Origin of the sequence: Pseudomonas sp. Irchel 3H9 (assembly GCF_900187495.1) — a bacterium.
GTDB classification, from domain to species: domain Bacteria; phylum Pseudomonadota; class Gammaproteobacteria; order Pseudomonadales; family Pseudomonadaceae; genus Aquipseudomonas; species Aquipseudomonas sivasensis.
On the sequence record NZ_FYDK01000005.1, the window covers coordinates 106,942 to 126,057 of the forward strand.

The 19,116-nt window shown below is 59.2% G+C and carries 18 protein-coding genes and 2 pseudogenes; 15 read left to right on the forward strand and 5 right to left on the reverse strand.

From position 1 onward, the window contains the following. Positions 1–13: 13 nt before the first annotated feature. From CKW32_RS19175 to CKW32_RS19185, 3 genes are all read left to right on the forward strand, one after another. Positions 14–1,183, forward strand: coding sequence for an MFS transporter (locus CKW32_RS19175; RefSeq protein WP_095185837.1), 1,170 nt, complete (start codon positions 14–16; stop codon positions 1,181–1,183). A 54-nt stretch (positions 1,184–1,237) separates the two neighbouring features. Next, positions 1,238–2,185 carry a hypothetical protein gene (locus tag CKW32_RS19180; protein WP_095185712.1) on the forward strand — a complete coding sequence of 316 codons (948 nt, stop codon included), beginning with the start codon at positions 1,238–1,240 and terminating at the stop codon, positions 2,183–2,185. A 106-nt stretch (positions 2,186–2,291) separates the two neighbouring features. Next, a complete protein-coding gene (locus CKW32_RS19185; protein ID WP_032891073.1) occupies positions 2,292–2,672 on the forward strand; it encodes a helix-turn-helix transcriptional regulator in 381 nt (126 codons plus the stop codon). A 108-nt stretch (positions 2,673–2,780) separates the two neighbouring features. Here CKW32_RS19185 and CKW32_RS19190 read toward each other — a convergent pair whose 3' ends face one another. Both CKW32_RS19190 and CKW32_RS19195 read right to left on the reverse strand, forming a co-directional pair. After that, a complete protein-coding gene (locus tag CKW32_RS19190; protein WP_095185838.1) occupies positions 2,781–3,299 on the reverse strand; it encodes a hypothetical protein in 519 nt (172 codons plus the stop codon). Positions 3,300–3,638: 339 nt separating this feature from the next. Further along, positions 3,639–4,700, reverse strand: a complete 1,062-nt coding sequence (locus CKW32_RS19195) for an MBL fold metallo-hydrolase (RefSeq protein ID WP_032891071.1) — start codon at positions 4,698–4,700, stop codon at positions 3,639–3,641. A 123-nt stretch (positions 4,701–4,823) separates the two neighbouring features. On the opposite strand from CKW32_RS19195, the gene CKW32_RS19200 reads away from it, so the two are divergent. From CKW32_RS19200 to CKW32_RS19215, 5 genes and pseudogenes are all read left to right on the forward strand, one after another. Then, positions 4,824–5,450, forward strand: a complete 627-nt coding sequence (locus CKW32_RS19200) for a TetR/AcrR family transcriptional regulator (RefSeq protein WP_032891070.1) — start codon at positions 4,824–4,826, stop codon at positions 5,448–5,450. A 191-nt stretch (positions 5,451–5,641) separates the two neighbouring features. Then, positions 5,642–6,700 (forward strand): diguanylate cyclase, encoded by a 1,059-nt coding sequence (locus tag CKW32_RS19205; protein ID WP_032891069.1) that lies wholly within the window; start codon positions 5,642–5,644, stop codon positions 6,698–6,700. A 327-nt stretch (positions 6,701–7,027) separates the two neighbouring features. Then, positions 7,028–7,657, forward strand: a pseudogene (locus CKW32_RS28875) (PAS domain-containing protein); the annotation flags it as partial. A 162-nt stretch (positions 7,658–7,819) separates the two neighbouring features. Beyond that, positions 7,820–8,257 (forward strand): annotated as a pseudogene (locus tag CKW32_RS28880) (methyl-accepting chemotaxis protein); the annotation flags it as partial. Between the two features lie 84 nt (positions 8,258–8,341). After that, on the forward strand, positions 8,342–8,860 hold the full coding sequence (locus CKW32_RS19215) for a DUF1003 domain-containing protein (protein WP_095185714.1): 519 nt from the start codon (positions 8,342–8,344) through the stop codon (positions 8,858–8,860). On the opposite strand, the gene CKW32_RS19220 is transcribed toward CKW32_RS19215, so the two are convergent. Beyond that, positions 8,857–9,741, reverse strand: coding sequence for a LysR family transcriptional regulator (locus CKW32_RS19220; RefSeq protein WP_095185715.1), 885 nt, complete (start codon positions 9,739–9,741; stop codon positions 8,857–8,859). The genes CKW32_RS19215 and CKW32_RS19220 overlap by 4 nt on opposite strands. An 80-nt stretch (positions 9,742–9,821) precedes the next feature. On the opposite strand from CKW32_RS19220, the gene CKW32_RS19225 reads away from it, so the two are divergent. Both CKW32_RS19225 and CKW32_RS19230 read left to right on the forward strand, forming a co-directional pair. Continuing rightward, a complete protein-coding gene (locus CKW32_RS19225; RefSeq protein ID WP_095185716.1) occupies positions 9,822–10,523 on the forward strand; it encodes a CTP synthase in 702 nt (233 codons plus the stop codon). Further along, a complete protein-coding gene (locus tag CKW32_RS19230) occupies positions 10,520–10,843 on the forward strand; it encodes an antibiotic biosynthesis monooxygenase (RefSeq protein WP_032891064.1) in 324 nt (107 codons plus the stop codon). Before CKW32_RS19225 ends, CKW32_RS19230 begins: the two co-directional genes overlap by 4 nt. Here CKW32_RS19230 and CKW32_RS19235 read toward each other — a convergent pair. Then, positions 10,840–11,163, reverse strand: coding sequence for a DUF2025 family protein (locus CKW32_RS19235; protein ID WP_032891062.1), 324 nt, complete (start codon positions 11,161–11,163; stop codon positions 10,840–10,842). The two genes, CKW32_RS19230 and CKW32_RS19235, sit on opposite strands and share 4 nt — an antisense overlap. A 232-nt stretch (positions 11,164–11,395) precedes the next feature. On the opposite strand from CKW32_RS19235, the gene CKW32_RS19240 reads away from it, so the two are divergent. The 3 genes from CKW32_RS19240 to CKW32_RS19250 all read left to right on the forward strand — a co-directional run bounded on the left by CKW32_RS19240 (position 11,396) and on the right by CKW32_RS19250 (position 14,287). Beyond that, entirely contained in the window at positions 11,396–12,523 is a 1,128-nt protein-coding gene (locus CKW32_RS19240; RefSeq protein ID WP_032891060.1) for a glycerophosphodiester phosphodiesterase family protein, read from the forward strand. A 95-nt stretch (positions 12,524–12,618) separates the two neighbouring features. Further along, positions 12,619–12,933, forward strand: a complete 315-nt coding sequence (locus CKW32_RS19245) for a PepSY domain-containing protein (protein ID WP_095185717.1) — start codon at positions 12,619–12,621, stop codon at positions 12,931–12,933. Between the two features lie 181 nt (positions 12,934–13,114). Beyond that, positions 13,115–14,287, forward strand: a complete 1,173-nt coding sequence (locus CKW32_RS19250; protein WP_095185718.1) for a GAF domain-containing sensor histidine kinase — start codon at positions 13,115–13,117, stop codon at positions 14,285–14,287. Here the strand turns inward: CKW32_RS19250 and CKW32_RS19255 are convergent, their stop codons facing one another. Continuing rightward, complete coding sequence (locus tag CKW32_RS19255) at positions 14,288–15,916, reverse strand: methyl-accepting chemotaxis protein (RefSeq protein WP_095185719.1); 1,629 nt, start codon at positions 15,914–15,916, stop codon at positions 14,288–14,290. 260 nt (positions 15,917–16,176) lie between these two features. On the opposite strand from CKW32_RS19255, the gene CKW32_RS19260 reads away from it, so the two are divergent. Together CKW32_RS19260 and CKW32_RS19265 are read left to right on the forward strand one after the other, a co-directional pair. Beyond that, a complete protein-coding gene (locus CKW32_RS19260; RefSeq protein ID WP_032891053.1) occupies positions 16,177–17,196 on the forward strand; it encodes a transporter in 1,020 nt (339 codons plus the stop codon). A gap of 264 nt (positions 17,197–17,460) precedes the next feature. Beyond that, positions 17,461–19,077, forward strand: coding sequence for an inorganic phosphate transporter (locus CKW32_RS19265; RefSeq protein ID WP_032891052.1), 1,617 nt, complete (start codon positions 17,461–17,463; stop codon positions 19,075–19,077). The last annotated feature ends 39 nt before the right edge of the window (positions 19,078–19,116 follow it).

A 19,116-nucleotide genomic window follows, 5' to 3' on the forward strand; every position in this document is an offset into this window, starting at 1 on the left:
CATCCGCCCCACCGTGGCCACCTACTCCCTGGTAATCCGCCGCCTGATGATTTGCTCGGTGACCATCGTGGTCAGCCGCGCCATGACCAGCCCGTTGCTGGCCCTGCTGCTGAGCACGCGCCTGGGCCTCAACCAGCAGGACATCGGTCTGCTGATGGGGATCGCCGTGTTTATCGCCACGCTGCTGGGCCTGTACGGCGGCTACATCATCGACCGCCTGGAAAAGCGCAAGCTGCTAATCCTGGCCATGCTCTCCAGCGCCATCGGTTTTCTGTTGCTGACCTTTGCCAGCAACCTCTACCTGACGACACTGACCCTGGTAATCACCGAAGCCGCGTCGGCGCTGTTCCTGATTGGCTCCAAAGCGATCATCAGCGAAAACCTGCCAGTGGATGAGCGTGCCAAGGTGTTTTCCCTGCGCTACACCCTCACCAACGTCGGCTACGCCACGGGCCCCATGGTGGGTGTAGTAATTGCGGGGCACATGCAGTTGGCGCCGTTCCTGATCGCCAGCGCAATTGCCTTCTGCAGTGTGTTCCTGATGATCGGCATCCCACCGACTCAACGGGACGAAAGCAACAAACCGCTGAGCTTTCTCAGCACCCTGCGCACATTGCGCAACGACCGTGCATTGATTCTGTTCACCGGTGGCAGCCTGTTAAGCACCATTGTCCACGGGCGCTACACCCTGTATCTGTCACAATTTCTGCTGGTGGCCTACAAGCCTGCGCAAGCTCTGAAGATTCTCTCGGCGGTGCTGGCATGCAATGCCATTACGGTGATTTTGATGCAGTACCAGATAGGCCGGTTTCTCAAGCGTGAACAACTGCGCTACTGGATCGTGCTGGGGACGTTGCTGTTCATTGCCGGTTTGATCGGTTTCAGCCTGGCGGACAGCTTGGTCACCTGGTGCCTGGCGATGTTTGTATTCACCTTGGGCGAGATGATCATCTACCCCTCGGAGTTCCTGTTCATCGACACCATCGCCCCCGACACCCTGCGCGGCAGTTACTACGGTGCACAGAACCTGGCCGCCTTTGGCGGAGCGTTGAGCCCGGTGATTTGTGGGTACTTGCTGATCAATGCGGCGCCCACCAGCATGTTCTATGCCTTGGGCGCACTGACAGCTGTGGGTGGCACCTTGTGTTTCCTGAGTGGGCGGCGGGTTGCAGGTTCTTGCTGATATTTACATGGGATCCCGCTATTAATAGCGAAACTTCTCACGGACCCGAGCCTCATGAAATTCGACACGGCCTACAGTTTGAGTCTCGATGACAAGCTGTCGATCTACGACGTGCGTGACCTGAATTTCGACGAAACTGCCGTATACGACTCCGACACTGACCATTTCCTCTGCCCCAACGATGCGTGCCGAGGGACGTTCGATACGGGCAATGCGTTGAGCACATTCAATGCAAAAAACGTCAACTATGTGCGCACGCCGCACTTCAAGAACAAAACCAGCACCCAGCATATCGAGGGCTGCCGCTATGCCAGCACGCACAGGGGCGCTGTGGGGGAAACTGAAGACGAGCGCGAAGACCATTTCCCGTCGGAATTTGTACTGACCCGACGAACGTACCCGCGCAACACTCCGGTGACCGGTGCCGAAGCTCAAATCCCAGCGTCACCTGCGAAAACAACTTCAAACCGAACCAGCACGTCCGTCAGTTCCAGCGACACCACCCCGGATAAAACCAGCGTATTCGCCCACCCGGTGGAGTGTTACGTGTCCAACATCGACGACAAGGACACGCTCAAGCGCATGCCGCTGAAAATCGGCGATCACACCGCGACCTACTGTACGTTTTTCAAGAAGATCGAATACCTGCAAGACAACAAGGGCCTGATCTATTGGGGCAAGATCAAGGCGATCAAGGACTACACCAGCAGCTTTCGCATCGACTTCGAAAAGAAGGTGTGGGTCGACAAGAAGCCCTACTCGGTCAACGTTTATCTGAGCAAAAAACTCATCGAAAACTACCGCAAGCGCACGGCGTTCCTAGAACAGATCAAGGCGGCAGTGGACAGCGAGCGTGCGCTCTATTGCTTCTTCTACGGGGTGACGCCAGAGCTCAAGCATGTGCCCAGCAAGAAGAATCCCGAGCAAACGTTCGGGGTGTTCAGCGCGGATATCGAGAACCTGGATCACCTGATTATTCGGGAGGCGCCGGGGTTGGAATAGTCAGTGGTAAAAAGCCATCGGAAAAATCCAGTTGATGAGCGGTCAAAACAACTGTACAAAAACACAGTATAGTTTGTCCTCCCCCGTCGAACCCTGGAGAAACCCCATGTCCTCTCTGGCAATGAGCTCTTTCGTAGAACAGCAGATCGTCCTGCACCAATTCACCGCCAAACACAGCGCACAGGCCCGCGCGATGCTGGGCTGGAGTCGGGAAGACCTGGCCCGTCATGTCGGTGTGGCGGTGGAGGCTATTCAACGATTTGAAAGCCAGGGTGACAGCGATGATGCAACGCGCCTGGCGCTGGCGTTTCGGCTGGAGGCTGAAGGGCTGGTATTTTTCCCAGGCTTTGCGCCGGGCTGGGGAATGAGTGCGCGCCGCCTTAATATCACGCCACCTGAACCCGTGGCACAGGGCATCATGTCTCGGCTGATGGGCTCAACCACCGCATCAATAGACTCTCCCAATGCCCAACCGAATGGTGCGTAAAGCCTATCCAAGTCAGCGGACCAGCCGGCACCTTTAACCAGGTCTCATGCCGGCGCACGCTACGTAGGGAGATCAACGAGTTGGATTGCCCGACGCCACATTCAGCCCCTACCGTGCATCTGCATGGCCACGAACACTGCGATACCCCTGCACCAGGACTGCCAGTGAATCCTTCGACCATCTTGCACCGTAGAACCACAACGTAGCCCCGGCTCCCAAAGGCTCACCCAGCCTTGGGTATCCACTCCAACAAGCCTGATGGAACGCGGCACTCTGACTGTCCGAGACCAGCGCATCCAGCCGATGCTCAGTCATAAGGTCGTCGATTTCATTACGCGTGTGGAGGTCGAATTGCAGCGAGCCATCGACCTGTTGTGCAGACACCGGTACAAGGAGCGCCCCGGCCTGTCGTAATTGCTCCAACGCTCGCAGGAACACCGCCCGATGCTTGAGGGGTTCTTGATCACCGTTGCGCTCATATCGGTCGGCAAAACCTACGCGCCGGCCAGCCAGCATGCTGAGGGCAGTAAAAGTGCTGTTGTTCTGCACCAGAGGCACCTCCACCATCACCGGTCCCTCGGGTTCGATGCCGCTCAAGGCAATCAGCGTCAATGAGGGGTCACGCACGGGTTTTATCGGCAGGGCCGGCGCGTTATATCCGGGGATCAGGACGCCATCCCTGGGATGGACTTGAACGTGTGGATCGCCACAAAAAGCGATGTTGCGGGGAGGGGGCTGCTCAGAGGACGGAGCGTGGCACGACGTTGCCCGACCGGCTATATCCATGAGTGCAGCCAGCGGCTGCCCTAACTGGCAAACCGCCTCTGTTCGCGGATGTTTACTGCATTTTTTTTCCACCAAAACTACCCCCTGAACCGTGATTTTCCGGGGATCATCGCATCCTTCACTGGCGTGTGTCGCAGCCCTGAAACAACATGAAAACTCCTTTTTCCCACACCTCTTCCATCAGCTCAAAAGCTGCTCTTGTGCATCTTTTTGAGTTTCAACTTCCAGCCACCATGCATACCCACGCTCAGGCTGATTCAAGCTGAACGCCTGGCCCATGGGTGGCGTAGTGATCGACACATTACGCTCCCAAGCCAGCGCCATGATGCGGTCAAACGGTTCATGCCAGGCATGAAACGCCAGGTCGAAGGTACCGTTGTGGATCGGCAGCAACCAGCGGCCCTTGAGGTCGATGTGCGCTTGTAGGGTTTGCTCCGGCTGCATGTGCACATGGGGCCAGTCAACGTTGTAAGCACCGGTTTCCATCAGCGTCAGATCGAACGGGCCGTATTGCTCGCCGATGCGCTTGAAGCCATCGAAGTAACCCGTGTCACCGCTGAAGAAAATCCTCCGCGCACCGTCGATCATCACCCACGAACACCATAGGGTCTGATTGGCATCAAACAGGCCACGCCCGGAAAAGTGCTGAGCCGGCGTGGCCACAAAACGGATGCCGTCTACCTCGGTGCCCTGCCACCAGTCCAGTTGGCGAACCTTGCTGGCGTCGACACCCCACTTGATCAAAATGTCACCCACGCCAAGCGGTGCTAGAAAATGACGGGTCTTGTTGGCCAATTGGACGACAGCCTTGCGGTCCAGATGGTCGTAATGGTTGTGGGAAAGAATCACCGCTTCGAGATCAGGCAGCTCTTCAAGGCTGATCGGCGGCTGATGGAAGCGTTTGGGGCCGGCCCAACTGAATGGGGAGGCACGCTCGGCGAACACCGGGTCGGTCACCCAGAACTTACCGCGCATTTTCAGCAATACGGTGGAATGCCCCAAGCGAAATACGCTGTGATCAGGCGCCGCCAACAGTTGCTCGCGCGTTAGAGGCTCTACCGGAATCGCCCCCACCGGTCGCGTGGTGCGCGGCTTGTTAAACACCATGTTCCAAAAAATACGCAGCGTTTTGCCAAGCCCGCCATGTTGCACAGGGGCGTCGTTGCTGAAGTGCGCCTTGCCCTGCTCTGCTGGCTTGAGCGCTGCAGACGTGCGGTCGACGCGGGGTGAGATGGTGGCCATTGCAGAGTGACTCCTACGGTCCGCTCATAAATTACACTGCACAGTGTAGTTTCAAGATTGCAACAAAACAGGGAGCAAGTAAACTACCGAGTGTAATTTTCCTTCAAGAGCTGAGCGCCATCCATGACTGCCCCTCAACGCCTCACCGACCGCAAACGCCAAGCCATCGTGGCTGCTGCCATCGCTGAGTTTCGCGATAACGGTTTCGAGGTCACCAGCATGGACAAGATCGCCGCCACCGCCGGCGTTTCTAAGCGCACGGTGTACAACCACTTTCCCAGCAAGGAAGAGTTGTTCGCCGAGATTCTCCACCAGCTCTGGGCCAGCAGCGTCGCTCAGCTTGACGTCTGCTATGCCAGCGACCGCCCGCTGCGTGAGCAATTGCGCGGATTGCTGGAGGCAAAGATGAAGATGATGTCGGACGCCAACTTCCTCGATCTCGCCAGAGTCGCCATCGCGGCTACCATTCATTCGCCGGAACGTGCGCAAGACATGGTTACCCGTCTCAGCCAGCGCGAAGAAGGCTTTACCCAGTGGGTGCGCGCCGCCCAGGAAGACGGCCGTCTCTCCTGCACCGACCCGGCATTTGCCGCCCATCAGATCCAGAGTCTGCTCAAAGCCTTCGCATTCTGGCCGCAGATTACCCTCGGCCAACCAACCTTGGACGCCGCCAACCAGGCCAGCGTGATCGAGTCCGCCATTGACCTGTTCCTGGCCGGCTACGAAGTCAGGCCCACACCCGCCCAGTAATGCCTGTTGTGTAAGCGACACTTAAGGTCGTATTTGACGCTTTCGCCCTCTGTTTTGCGTAAATGGCCTGGAAGGACACTGATTATTCCCACGGGAATAACTGACAATATTCATCGGCCTTATCCGATCAACGGTTCATCCAGCGAACGTGCGCCTTCATATAGGTAGAAAAGCAGCTCAATCAGGACTTTATGGAAAACAGACAAGGCAAAGGACTCTCGTTTGCCAGGCGCATCTACAGGCCCAGAATCATCGGCTCTGCCATGTGCAGCATCAGTGTAATAGCCGCCCTGTATCCGTTGGCGATGCCGGGGTGGGTCTGGGCAGCGCTGTTGGCCAATGGTTTTGTCTGGCCGCACCTCGCGTATCAACTGGCGACCCGCGCCAAAGTCCCCTATGACGCCGAGCGACGCAATCTGGTGTACGACGCGTTATTCAGCGGCTTTTGGGTCGCGACGTTGCAGTTCGCGCCGTTAACCACCGTGACCTTGCTGTCCATGGTGTCCATGAACAACGTCGCCGCTGGCGGCAGATACCTGCTGTTACGCGGAGCACTGGCGCAACTGCTCGGCGCCGGCGTCGCTGTTTTGCTGTTTGGCCTGCACTTCAACCCTGGCATCAGCGTGGTCCAGGTCTACGCGTGCCTGCCGATGCTGACCTTCTACCCCATGGCCATCGGCATGATCTGCTATCAATTGGCGATCAAACTCTCGGACCACAAACGCGCCCTCCGTGCCTTGAGCCGCATCGACAGCCTCACGGGATTACTCAATCACGGGTCCTGGAAAGACTTGTTGCACCTCAAGTTCCACAAGTGCCAGCAACAACAAACCCACGGCACCATTGCGCTGATCGATATCGATCACTTCAAACAGATTAACGACACTCATGGCCATATCGCCGGCGACGCCGTGCTGCGCCAGTTGAGCTTGGAATTAAGGCGCCACTTGCGGGAAAACGACTTGGCTGGACGTTACGGGGGCGACGAGTTCTGTGTGATTCTTCCGCGAATGAACCAAGAAGAAGCCGCACAGGTTATGGAGCGCATGCGCGAAACCTTCAGCAACTACCGCGCCCCACACATCCCTGAGCTGCGCGTGAGCCTGAGCATTGGCTTGGCGGACTTCCAGCCCTCCTTCACCAGCGCCGCTATGTGGCTGAATGCGGCAGATCGAGCGCTATATGCAGCGAAAGATAACGGCCGCAACCGGGTGAATGTCAGCGACGAAAGAGTCGCCTATTCGGCCTGATGCAGCCTCCAGCGCACCCGCGGAGATAGCACAGAGCCACCATCTGTCGCCTACCCAAAAAAGGTCCTGCCCTTGGGGCGAACTTCTTGGCAATCTGATCACTCTGAATCCCTTGTTCCACCTCCCTCTGTCGGCAGCAGGAAGCCGACAATGAGCACGTCAACCGTAGGCCGAGTGCCGTACGGGGCAGGCGCCTATACATGGAAAACTCAGACGCTGCCTGCCCGAGCCGCCACCATGCTATTCAACACCCATAAAAAAACCATCAACGCCCTACAAAACACGGTTTCCCACCAGGCCAGCATGCTGGATGCCATCGAGCGCTCCATGGCGGTGATCGAATTCGATCCGCAAGGCAATGTACTGCGGGCCAATGACAATTTCCTTAACACCATGGGCTATCGCGCAGAGCAAGTTGTGGGCAAGCCCCATCGAATGTTCTGCACACCGGCGTTCGCCCGCAGCACCGAGTATCACCAGTTGTGGTCGAACCTGCGCAATGGCCAATTTCAGTCCGGAACGTTCGAACGCCAGGCGAGCAATGGGGAATCGGTGTGGCTGGAAGCCAGCTACAACCCAGTCCGTGATGAGGCAGGGCACGTGATAAAGGTGGTTAAGTTCGCCTTGGACGTGACCCCGCGCCTGCAAGCCGAGAGCGAAGCCAGCGCCAAATTGGAGGCGATCGACCGGGCCATGGCGGTGATCGAGTTCAACCTCGACGGCACCATCATCACGGCCAACGCTAACTTCCTGCAGCGCATGGGCTATAGCCTCGCGCAAATCCAGGGCAAGCATCATCGCCTGTTCTGTTCTGCGGAGCTGGCCAACAGTTCGGCCTACACCGAGTTCTGGAAGCGCCTCAACCAAGGTGAGCTGTTCAGCGGCCAATTCGAGCGCGTGGATAAGAACGGCCGGACGGTGTGGCTTGAAGCCAACTACAACCCGGTATATGACGCCAGCGGGCGGCTGTGCAAAGTGGTGAAATTCGCCTCGGACGTGACCGCCAAGGTGGAGCAACATGCCGCCGATGCGGCGAGCGCGTCTCAGGCGTATCACATTTCCCTGAACACCCAGGACATCGCGGAAAAAGGCGCCGAAGTGATTCAGCAAAGTGCCAACGGCATGCGCGAAATTGCCTCAGACATCGACGGTTCTTCGCAATTGATCGCCAAGCTGGGTGAGCGTTCGCAGCAGATCACCGCCATCGTCAACACCATTGGCGGCATCGCCGACCAGACCAACCTGTTGGCGCTCAACGCGGCCATCGAGGCGGCGCGTGCGGGTGAGCAAGGGCGTGGGTTTGCCGTGGTGGCCGATGAAGTTCGGCAACTGGCCGCACGCACAAGCCGTTCGACGGCGGAAATTTCCAGCATGATCGCAATGATCCAGAACGAAACGCGCCAAGCCATCGACAGTATGGACGGTACCCGCGACCGTGCAGCCCAGGGCGTGGACTTGGCCAACCGCGCCGGCACCGTGATCCTGCAAATACGCCAAGGCACTAACGAGGCGTTACAGGCGGTGAGTGCGTTTGCCAATGACCGTGTCCGCCACTAAGTAGGATTTGGGTTATTCATGTGTAAGACAGGTCGCCAGGACTATAGTGAACCAACGTCTTAACCGTGATGACCCGAGCCCGCCATGACCTCAGAGAAGCCTGAAACCGCACCTATTGACCACATGCGTTTCCACCGCCCCCACGCTCACCTGGCGCCGACTTTCGGTAACGATACCTTCGCGCTGAAGGCCGAAGCCTTCGCCCGTTTCTTCGGCACCCCAACCTTCCTCGGCGCGCAAACCGCGATTGTGGTGCTGTGGGTGGTTCTGAATGCGACCGGCATCACTCACTTCGACGTGTACCCGTTCATCCTGCTCAACCTGGCGTTCAGCCTGCAATCGGCCTATGCCGCGCCGCTGATCCTGTTGGCCCAGACTCGCCAGGCTGCGCGAGACAAGGCGCAGTCAGACGCCGACGCACAGCATCGCGAAGCCTTGGCCACTGCCAATACCGAACGCCAGGCCCAGGCCGCGCAGACCACCAAACAGCTGCTGGAATTGCTGGAGCAAAACACCCGACTGACGGAGATGACCAAGCAACTGACCGAGCATATCGAAAGCCTGACGTGCGAAATGCATGAGCACTTCGTACGAAAAACCTAACGATCCGGCAACCGTACATGCTGTCCCAACTCATCAAACAACGTGACCACCGAGCGCAATGCCCGGCAATCGGGACGTGTGAGCAACCACAGCGCCGTGTCATACCCTGCCAATGCAGGGCCCAGTGGTTGCAGACCCTCATCAAGCAGAAAGTCCGGCAACGCCGCCACACCCATTCCCGTCCGTACCAATTCGGTCACCGACAACATGCTGTTGCAGCGATAGCTGGGCCGAATTCCCGGCAAGTGTTCGCGGCGCCAGGCGACGGTGGGATGATCGGGCAGGAAGTCATCCGGCGCGATCCAGGTCAGGTCGGCCAGTTCACGGCCTGCATGACGGCGGGCATAGTCGGCGCTTGCGTAGACTTGGTACGACACGGTGCCGAGGCAACGTCCTACGAGATGCTCAGGCGGAGTCTTGGTCAGGCGTAGGGCGATATCTGCATCGCGGCGGCTGAGGTTGGCGAAATCATTGGAGGTGCTCAGTTCCAGGATCAGCGCAGGATAGTCCGGCATGAACTGCGCCAATGCTGGCAGCAACAGACCTTGCAGCACCGAGTCGGTACAGGTCAGGCGCACCGTGCCGCTGATCACCTCGCCCCCCTGCTCCACCCCGATGCGCGCCGCTTCGAGGGCCAGTTCGGCGCGTTCAGCCTGCTGCGCCAAGTTGTTGGCCAGGCTGGTGGGCAGGTAGCCGGCGCGGCTTTTTTCAAACAGTGTCTGGCCCAGTGCCGCCTCCAAGCGTCGTATCGCGCGAAACACCGTGGACACATCCACCCGCAACAACGCTGCCGCCCGCGCCAGGGAGCCGCCGCGCACAAGTGCAAGGATCAGCGAAAGGTCAGCGTAGTCAATTGAATAGTGCGTCGGTGCATTGAGCATATGGGCAAACGCCAATATTGATTGCGTGAACGCCAATCTATAGTGCGCCTCAGCCCACAACAAGCCATGGAACGCACACGATGAAAGCCACCCCCTTACGCCTCGCGCTGATTGGCGATTACAACCCTCATGTCACCGCGCACCAAGCCATTCCCGTGGCCCTGCAACGGGCGGCCGATACGCTGGGCATGACTGTTGATGTGCACTGGCTCGACACCGACACCCTGCCGGAATCCCTGCACGATTTCGACGGTTTCTGGTGTGTACCCGCCACCCCTTACCGGGATACCGATGGCGCACTCCGGGCGATCCGCTTCGCCCGCGAGCAGCGCCGACCATTGCTCGGCACCTGCGGTGGTTTTCAACATGCATTGCTGGAATATGCCCGTAACGCGCTGGGTTGGGCCGACGCCGAACACGGTGAAGTGGCTCCTGACGCAAAACGCGCCGTGATCACACCCTTGACCTGCGCGCTGGTGGAGGCGACCGACACCGTACGTTTATTGCCCTACACGCGCATCGCCGAGGCCTACGGCACCCTTGATCTTGAAGAAGGTTATCGTTGCCGTTACGGGGTGAACCCCGAATTCGCCAGCGCGTTGCTGGAGGGCGATCTGATCGCCACCGGCCACGACTGCGCAGGGGACCTGCGAGCAGTGGAATTGCTCGGCCATCCTTTCTTCGTCGCCACTCTGTTCCAGCCCGAACGCGCGGCGCTCAAGGGCATCGCGCCACCCCTGGCGATCGCCCTGCTCAAGGCGTGCCAGGAGCAATCGGCATGATCGCCAAGACACCCACCCCGCCCTACTACGCAGTGATTTTCAGCTCACTGCGCACCGAGGGCGATCACGGCTACGGCGAGGCCGCCGCACACATGCTGGAACTGGCACGGCAGCAACCTGGTTTTCTGGGCGTGGAATCGGCGCGGGAAGATGGCCTGGGGATTACCGTGTCGTACTGGAGCAGCGAGGCAGCAATCCTGGCGTGGAAGCAGCAGGCCGAGCACCGGAACGTGCGTGAGCAGGGCCGCGCCACCTGGTACTCGGCATTTCAGACACGGGTGTGCAAGGTGGAGCGGGCCTACGGTTTTGAAGCGAACTAGCTCACAAGACTGCGCAACGCACTGATCTGTGGAATCTCAACCCGACGCATATACACGCGCAGCGGCTCAGTAATGTTGATGCGGTCATCGATGTTTTGGTCCAGCAGCAACTGAATGCGTTCACGCGATAGAGTCATGGTCTGCTCGGGGGCGGGCAGCCAGACAAATTCGGCGGTAGGAATGATCCCGTCATCGGCCACGTCCATGCCGAAGGAGTCTTCGCTGAAACGTACGATGTACTGGCCGGTCTTGCGATTAAGGCCCACAAATCCGTGGAGTTGGTCGGCGGCCTGGCAGATAAGCTCGGAAGTGATGCGCATGGTAAACCTCACTGAAAAGTCCCACAGGGACTGGAAAGATGGTTTACACGCGTGGCGGAAAGTACTGCCCTCTAGCGGGGCGGCTGCGGTCAAGAGTACTGCAATGCCTGGCAAAAAAACCGAGAAAATTGACGGGTGCGCACGTTAATGTCGGTTTGGTGATAGCGCCTTTCGCAATCAATTGTTAAAAAGGAGGCCTTCTAAAAGCTACCTCCACGAAAGGACTTCGCATATGCCTGTCACGTTTACCAAGAGCGCCCTGCTGCTGGCCCTGATGCTCGGCCTTGGCCAGGCGCAGGCTGCCGACCCGATCAGCCCGGCTGAATTGGCAACCAACGAAGGCATTCCCCACCCTGCCGTGATCGCTCACCGAGGCGCCTCCTACGACGCTCCGGAATCCACCGCCGCCGCCTACAAAGTTGCGCGCGACCTGGGTGCCGACTACCTGGAACTGGACCTGCAGCGCAGCAAGGACGGCGTGTTGTTCGCCCTGCACGACAACAACCTGCAGCGCACCACCGATGTGGCCACCAAGTTTCCCGAGCGCAAAGACGCGCCGGCCAACGAATTCACTTGGAAGGAACTGCAAAGCCTCGATGCCGGCAGTTGGTTCAACGCCGCCTACCCGGACCGCGCGCGTCCAGGCTTCGTCGGTCTGAAGATCCTGAGCCTGGACGACATCATCAAGATCGCCGAAGGCAATCCGCAGCACAAACCCGGCCTGTACATCGAGACCAAGGAGCCCAAGCAGTTCCCGGGCATCGAAGCCGACCTCAAAAACAAGCTGTTGGATAAAGGCTGGTTGAGCTCCGCCGGCTCCAAGCTGGGCAAGAGCAACACCGGCGTCGGCCAGGGCAAGGGCCGCGTAGTGCTGCAAACCTTCGAGACCGCCAGCCTCAAAGAGCTGCAGAAAGAAATGCCGAACACCCCGAAGATCCTGCTGTTGTGGGTGGGTGAAGGCAGCATCGAGCCGAAATCCAAGCAGACCTTCGCCGAATCCGGCGAGCCGACCAAGGCCGCCTACTACGCCAAGCAAGAACCGAAAGACGCCGCCGAGTTCGAAAAATGGGTCGACGAAGCCAAGAGCCTCGGCGCCATCGGCACCGGCCCATCCGCCGAGCTGACCGACCACGGCGACCAGAGCTATTCGGACCTGGTGAAGCCTGAAATGAACAAGCTGACCCACGACAAAGGTCTGCTGGTGCATGTCTACACCGTGGATGAGCCAGTGGATTTCGAGAAAGTGATGAAAGCCGGCGTCGACGGCATCTTCACCAACCGCGCCGCCGAGCTGCTGAAGTTCTACAAGCGCTGGCCGTCGTCCAGCGTGCAGGATTTGCTCAACGACTATAAGTACTGAGGCATCGTTGGTGTCAGTGCGCCATTAAGGATGAATTAAGTTGCGCCAGTTAATCTGGCGCCACTTAAACAGCTCACCAAAGAAGGACATACACCATGAAAACTTTGACCACTTTGTTCGCCGCAACTGCCCTGACGCTGACTGCCGGCCTGGCCCAAGCGGATGTTCGTCCGGATCATATTGAAGGCCTGGTCAAATCCGGCGCAGTGATGCATTTTGACAAGCTCAACGCCGCGGCCGTAGCCACTCACCCTGGCGCGACAATTACCGACACCGAGCTGGACAACAAACACGGTGTAGCCGATCAATATGTCTACGAAGTAGACCTGACCGACACCGCTGGCAAGAAGTTTGAAGTCAAGCTCGACGCCAAGACCGGTGCCGTGCTGGAAAACAAGCAAGACACCTGAGTTGAATCCTCAAAACCGCGCCACCTTCGGGTGGCGCGGTTTTTTTATGGGCGCTCGTCAGTAGTGCCTGGAAAAAGCGCCGTCGCGATGAATCAAATTCCCCCGACTCAATTCAAGGTCGTTAGACTTCCCCGCATCAGCCAGGGCATTACGCCATCGCACAGCACACCGAGAACACGTCATGGAGCAAAAAGCCGTCGACATTGCCACCATTGGCCGAATCAGTGCCGTTCCCGCAATGCTCCAAGTGATCAGCGACATGACTGGCCTGCGCTTTGCCGCCGTTGCGCGGGTGACCGACGAAACCTGGACCGCCTGCGCCGTACTCGACCGCCTGGGATTCGGCCTCGGCGTCGGAGGCGAGTTGGACCTGACCACCACCATTTGCCACGAGATTCGCGGTTCCCATATCTCCGTGGTGATCGACAAGGCCAGCGAAGACCCGGTCTACCACGACCACCACACACCGCGCCTGTACCACTTCGAAAGCTACATTTCGGTGCCGGTATTCCGCACCGACGGGCGCTTCTTCGGCACGATCTGCGCCTTGGACCCCAATCCAGCCATGCTGCGCAGCAGCACGATCCGATCGACCATGGAATCGTTTGCGCGGGTGTTGTCATTGCAGATCGAAGCCGAAGAAGCCGCGCAGCAAACACAAGCGCAATTGCAGGAAGAACGCAGTACCGCCGAACTGCGCGAGCAATTTATCGCCGTGCTCGGCCATGACCTGCGCAACCCGTTGTTTGCAATTAACTTCGGTGCCGAACGACTGCTGCGTAAATACCCGGACCCCGCCACCGATACCCTCGTGCGGCACATTCTCACCAGCGGCCGACGCGCCGCGCAGTTAGTGGAAGACGTGCTGGATTTCGCCAGGGGCCGCATGGGCAGCGGCATCCCACTCAACATCGGCGACTGCCAAGGGTTACAGGCGGCGTTGCAGCATGTGGTATCGGAAGTGCAGAGCGTGCACCCGCAGCGCGAGATTCGTGCGGATATCGGTGATCTGCAAGGGGTCAGTGGCGACCAAGACCGCTTGGCGCAGTTGCTCTCTAATCTGGTGGCCAATGCCATTCACCATGGCAGCCATGACGGCCCGGTGGAGGTGCGCGCGCAGGTTGAGGACGACCATTTCCACCTGTCAGTGAAAAACGCCGGCCAGATAAGCGCGCAAGCCTTGCCCCGGCTCTTTGAGCCTTACTCACGCCCAGCGACGAACACGCCCCAGGCCGGCCTGGGCCTGGGGTTGTATATCGTCAAGCAGATTGCCGAAGCTCATGGCGGTGAACTCAAAGTGTCCACCACCGCGGAGCACGGCACGGTGTTTAGCTTCAGCCTGCCAACCGGCTGATCAGGCGCCCAGGCGCGCCGTCACCTCATTCAACTCACCGGACAAACCGCGCAGATTGTGGCTCGCGGCTTCGGTGCGTTGCACGTTGTCGAGGTTGGCCGTGGCCACCGTGGTGATCTGGGTGATATTGCGCGAGATGTCCTCGGCGACCGACGTCTGCTCCTCAGCCGCGGTGGCGATCTGGCGGTTCATGTCGCGGATCGCTTCCACCGCCTGAGTGATGTGGTCGAGCATGGCGCCGGCCTGGCTGACTTTTTCCACGCTGTCATCGCTGCACGACTGGCCGCTGACGATCGCCTCGGCCGCATCGATCGCGCCGGTCTGCACCGCCTGAATAATCTGGTTGATCTCGATGATCGACGCGGCCGTGCGTTGCGCCAGGCTGCGGACTTCATCGGCGACGACTGCAAAACCACGCCCCGCCTCGCCCGCCCGCGCCGCCTCGATAGCGGCGTTGAGCGCCAGCAGGTTGGTTTGCTCGGCGATGCCGCGAATCACTTCCAACACTTTGCCGATACGTACGCTGTCAGCTTCCAGGCGTCGGATGATGGTGCCGGTGTTGAGGATTTCCGTGCGCATCTGGCCGATGGTAGCGATCGTGACCTTCATCACTTCACCGCCTTCGCGGGCCGAGTGATCCGCCTCGTCAGCCGCGCGCGAGGCGCTGGCAGCGTGGCGTGCGACTTCCTGGGCGGTGGCCGACATTTCGGTCATGGCCGTGGCCACTTGGTCGGTACGGTTGAATTGTTCTTGGGTGCCGGTAGCCATCAGGCTGGCAATCGAGTTCAACTCGCCGCTGGCGCTGACCAAGTCGGTGGCGCTGCGCTGCAAGCGGCTGAAGGTTTCAGCGAGGAAGTCGCGCAGCGTATTCGCGGCGGCGGCCAGGTGGCCCAGTTCATCCTGGCGACGGCTGGCTACGCGCTCGGCAAAGCGGCCGTGGCTGAGTTGCGTGACGTAGTCGATCAAGCCACGAATCGGCAGGATCAGGTTGCGGTTGATCAGCCACAGGCTGAACAGGCCGATCAGCACACCAGACAGCAACATAATCGCCAGCCCCACCAGCACGGTGCGCTCGGCGTAGGCACTGATGGCCTGAGATTGCTGGCTGCCTTGGGCACGCAGGTCGCTGACCAGAGCGCTCATCTGCTCACTGGCGGCGCGGTCTACGCCTTTGACTGCCGTATCGCCGACGGTTGCATCACCACCCGCCGCCATATAGGCATCACGGCCCTTCTGATAGGCAACGCCCAGTTGCTGGTGCTCCAGGCGCAGGGTTTCGATGCGTCGGCTCAACGGCGCGTCGCTGCTGGTCTGGGTGACCAGGCGAGCGAGGATACTTTGCACATCGCGCTGCCGGTCCTGGAACTGGCCCCAATATTTCTCCATATCCTGAGGCTGCTTGCCGCGCAGCAGCACGTTTTTCCATTCCTGCACCTGCACCTTGAACTGCAGGTTGGCTTCGTCGATCAATTGCGAAGTGAGCAACGGCCCGTCAATCAAACTGCGATAACTCTGCACCCCGTTGGAGAGGAAGTTGAAACAGGCCAGGGCGATCAACAATATCGCCAGCAAGCTGCCACCGAGCAGCGACAGGATTTGTGCTCTCAAGGAGGTTCGCAAAACATTCATCGGGGAAAGCCTCGATACAGGTAAGTGGCGTGTGCACGCCTTGACCTCCCTGTCGACAAAGACACCGCACATCCCTAACGGTTGTTAATGAGCTGAATCGGCCGGAATAGAGCCTTCTTGAAGGGATTCGGACAAATGGTCAATAAAATGTCACGAATGCGAAATAAACCAACGACTGTCATAAAACTGTCAAATAACCCTGTAATTATTCGCCACGCGACCTGTGAAATGTCCTACAGGCCTTTTCTCTGCGAGCCTCCATGAATCACAGCATCGATCACAGCCATCAGGACTCCGATCTGTTTGGCTTGCTTTACGGTTTTCGTTTTCGCCCAGGTGTTAAGGGGGAGCAGATTGACTCGGCTACCGCCCTGGCGGCATTGAAGCAACCGCAGGACCCGGAGGAGTTCTTGTGGCTGCACCTGAACCTTGCCCACGCCGCCTGCGAGCGCTGGATGCAGGCGCACCTGGAACTGCCTGAAGAGTTTTTCGAGGCCCTTCACGAGGGCTCGCGCTCCACCCGCATCGAACACGTCGACTCGGCCTTGCTGGCGGTGGTCAACGACGTGGTGTTCAACTTCAGCAGCATGGTCTCGTCGGATATTTCCACGCTGTGGGTATGCGCTCGCAGCCGCCTGTTGATCAGCGCGCGGCTGCAACCGTTGCACTCGGTGGACAAGTTGCGCTCGTCGGTAAAGGCCGGGGAACACTTTCGCTCGCCACTGGAACTGTTGGTGCATTTGCTGCGCGACCAGGGCGAAGTGCTGACGCAGATCGTGCGCAAGACCAGCATCAGCGTCGACCATATCGAAGACCAATTACTGTCCTCGCGCCTGTCCACCAACCGCGCCGAACTGGGTGCCGCGCGCCGGGTACTGGTGCGCCTGCAACGCTTGCTGGCGTTGGAGCCGGGCTCGTTGCTGCGCCTGCTCAACCGACCGCCGCAATGGCTGCAAAAGGAAGACGTGAAGGAGTTGCGCAAATCCACCGAAGAGTTTGCGCTGATCATCAACGACCTGACGGCTCTGGGCGAACGCATCAAACTGTTGCAGGAAGAGATCGCCGCCAACCTCAACGAGCAAAGCAGCCGCACACTGTTCACCCTTACGGTGGTGACGGTGCTGGCACTGCCGATCAACATCATCGCCGGTTTTTTTGGCATGAACGTCGGCGGCGTGCCGCTTTCACAAGACCCGGAAGGCTTCTGGATTTTGGTGGCGCTGGTCGCGACCTTTACCTTGATTGCCGGGCGTTGGGCGTTTCGCAGATTTTCAAATTGAAATGAGATCCGCTGTGGGAGGGGGCTTGCTCCCGATGACAGTGTGTCAGCCAACACCTCTGCCAGCCCTGCCGCCGCTATCGAAGCCTCGCTGAAGCTCGACATCTCCCACAGGGATCGGTGGTGTCTATGAGTTTCGCGGCTGTGTGCGCTGCAAGACAGACTAATGGCGTGCCTGATTGACCAAACACTGACCTGCGGCAGCACCGTTGTAACATTCTGCAATGACTATGAACGACATCCTTCATCACCTGGATGCTCCGGCATGGCCACCCCTTCCCTGACTGCCTCCACGCACTCATCTTCCGTCGATTCAAAACCGCGCCTGGACAAGAAACCTGGCCTGGTGACCGTGATCATTTTCTTCGCCGTCCTCGCCATGGGACTGTTGTTCACCGCCTACAGCCTGATGCATGACATGCACGAACTGGGCACGGTGGTCACCACCTGGACGCCGTTCCTGCTGCTGGGCGTCGCGTTGTTGATCGCTCTGGGCTTCGAGTTCGTCAACGGTTTCCACGACACCGCCAACGCCGTCGCGACGGTGATCTACACCAACTCGCTGCCACCGCATTTCGCGGTGGTGTGGTCAGGCTTTTTCAACTTCCTCGGCGTGCTGCTCTCCAGCGGCGCGGTGGCGTTTGGCATCATCGCCCTGCTGCCGGTGGAGCTGATTTTGCAGGTGGGCTCATCGGCCGGTTTCGCGATGATCTTCGCCCTGCTGATCGCTGCGATCCTGTGGAACCTCGGCACCTGGTGGCTGGGTTTACCGGCCTCGTCCTCCCATACGCTGATCGGTTCGATCATCGGCGTCGGCGTGGCGAATGCCTTGATGCACGGACGTGACGGTACCAGCGGGGTAGATTGGGCCCAGGCGACCAAGATTGGTTATGCGTTGCTACTGTCCCCCTTGATCGGCTTTGCGTTTGCAGCCTTGTTGCTGCTGGCCATGCGCGCCTTTGTGAAGAACCGGTCGCTGTACAAGGCGCCCAAAGGCAACACTCCGCCGCCGTGGTGGATTCGCGGCATGTTGATCGCCACCTGCACCGGCGTGTCGTTCGCCCACGGCTCCAACGATGGGCAGAAAGGCATGGGCCTGATCATGCTGATTCTGGTCGGCACATTGCCCATGGCCTATGCGTTGAACCGCACCATGCCCGCCGAGCAGTCGTTGCAGTTCGCGGCGGTGGCCGAAGTGACCCAGGCCGCCCTGATGAAAACCACGGCGCAGGCATTGCCCGGCGACCCGCGCCCCGTCCTGTCGACCTACGTGCGCACCAAGCAAGCCACACCGGACCTGGTGCCGGCCCTCGCCGCGCTCACCGGGCATATCGGCGAAGAAGTCAAAGGCTACGGTTCCCTGGCCAAAGTCCCCGCCGAGGCGGTCGGCAACGTGCGTAACGACATGTACCTGACCAGCGAAACCATTCGCCTGATGGACAAGGGCAAGGTCGGCAATTTCGACGCCGACACCCAAGACAAACTGCAGCTGTTCAAGCAACAGATCGACAACGCCACGCGCTTTATTCCGCTTTGGGTGAAGATCGCGGTGGCCATTGCGCTTGGCCTGGGCACCATGGTCGGCTGGAAGCGCATCGTGGTCACGGTGGGCGAGAAAATCGGCAAGACCCACATGACCTACGCCCAAGGTGGGGCGGCGGAAACAGTGGCGATGCTGACCATCGGGGCCGCAGATATGTATGGGTTGCCGGTGTCGACAACCCATGTGCTGTCATCCGGTGTGGCGGGGACCATGGTGGCCAATGGTGCCGGGTTGCAGATGCGGACGATCCGCAATTTGCTGATGGCGTGGGTGCTGACGTTGCCGGCGGCGATTCTTCTGTCTGGCAGCCTCTACTGGCTGTTCACCCAACTTTTCTGACACAACATAGATTGAAACTGTGGGAGGGGGTTTGCCCCC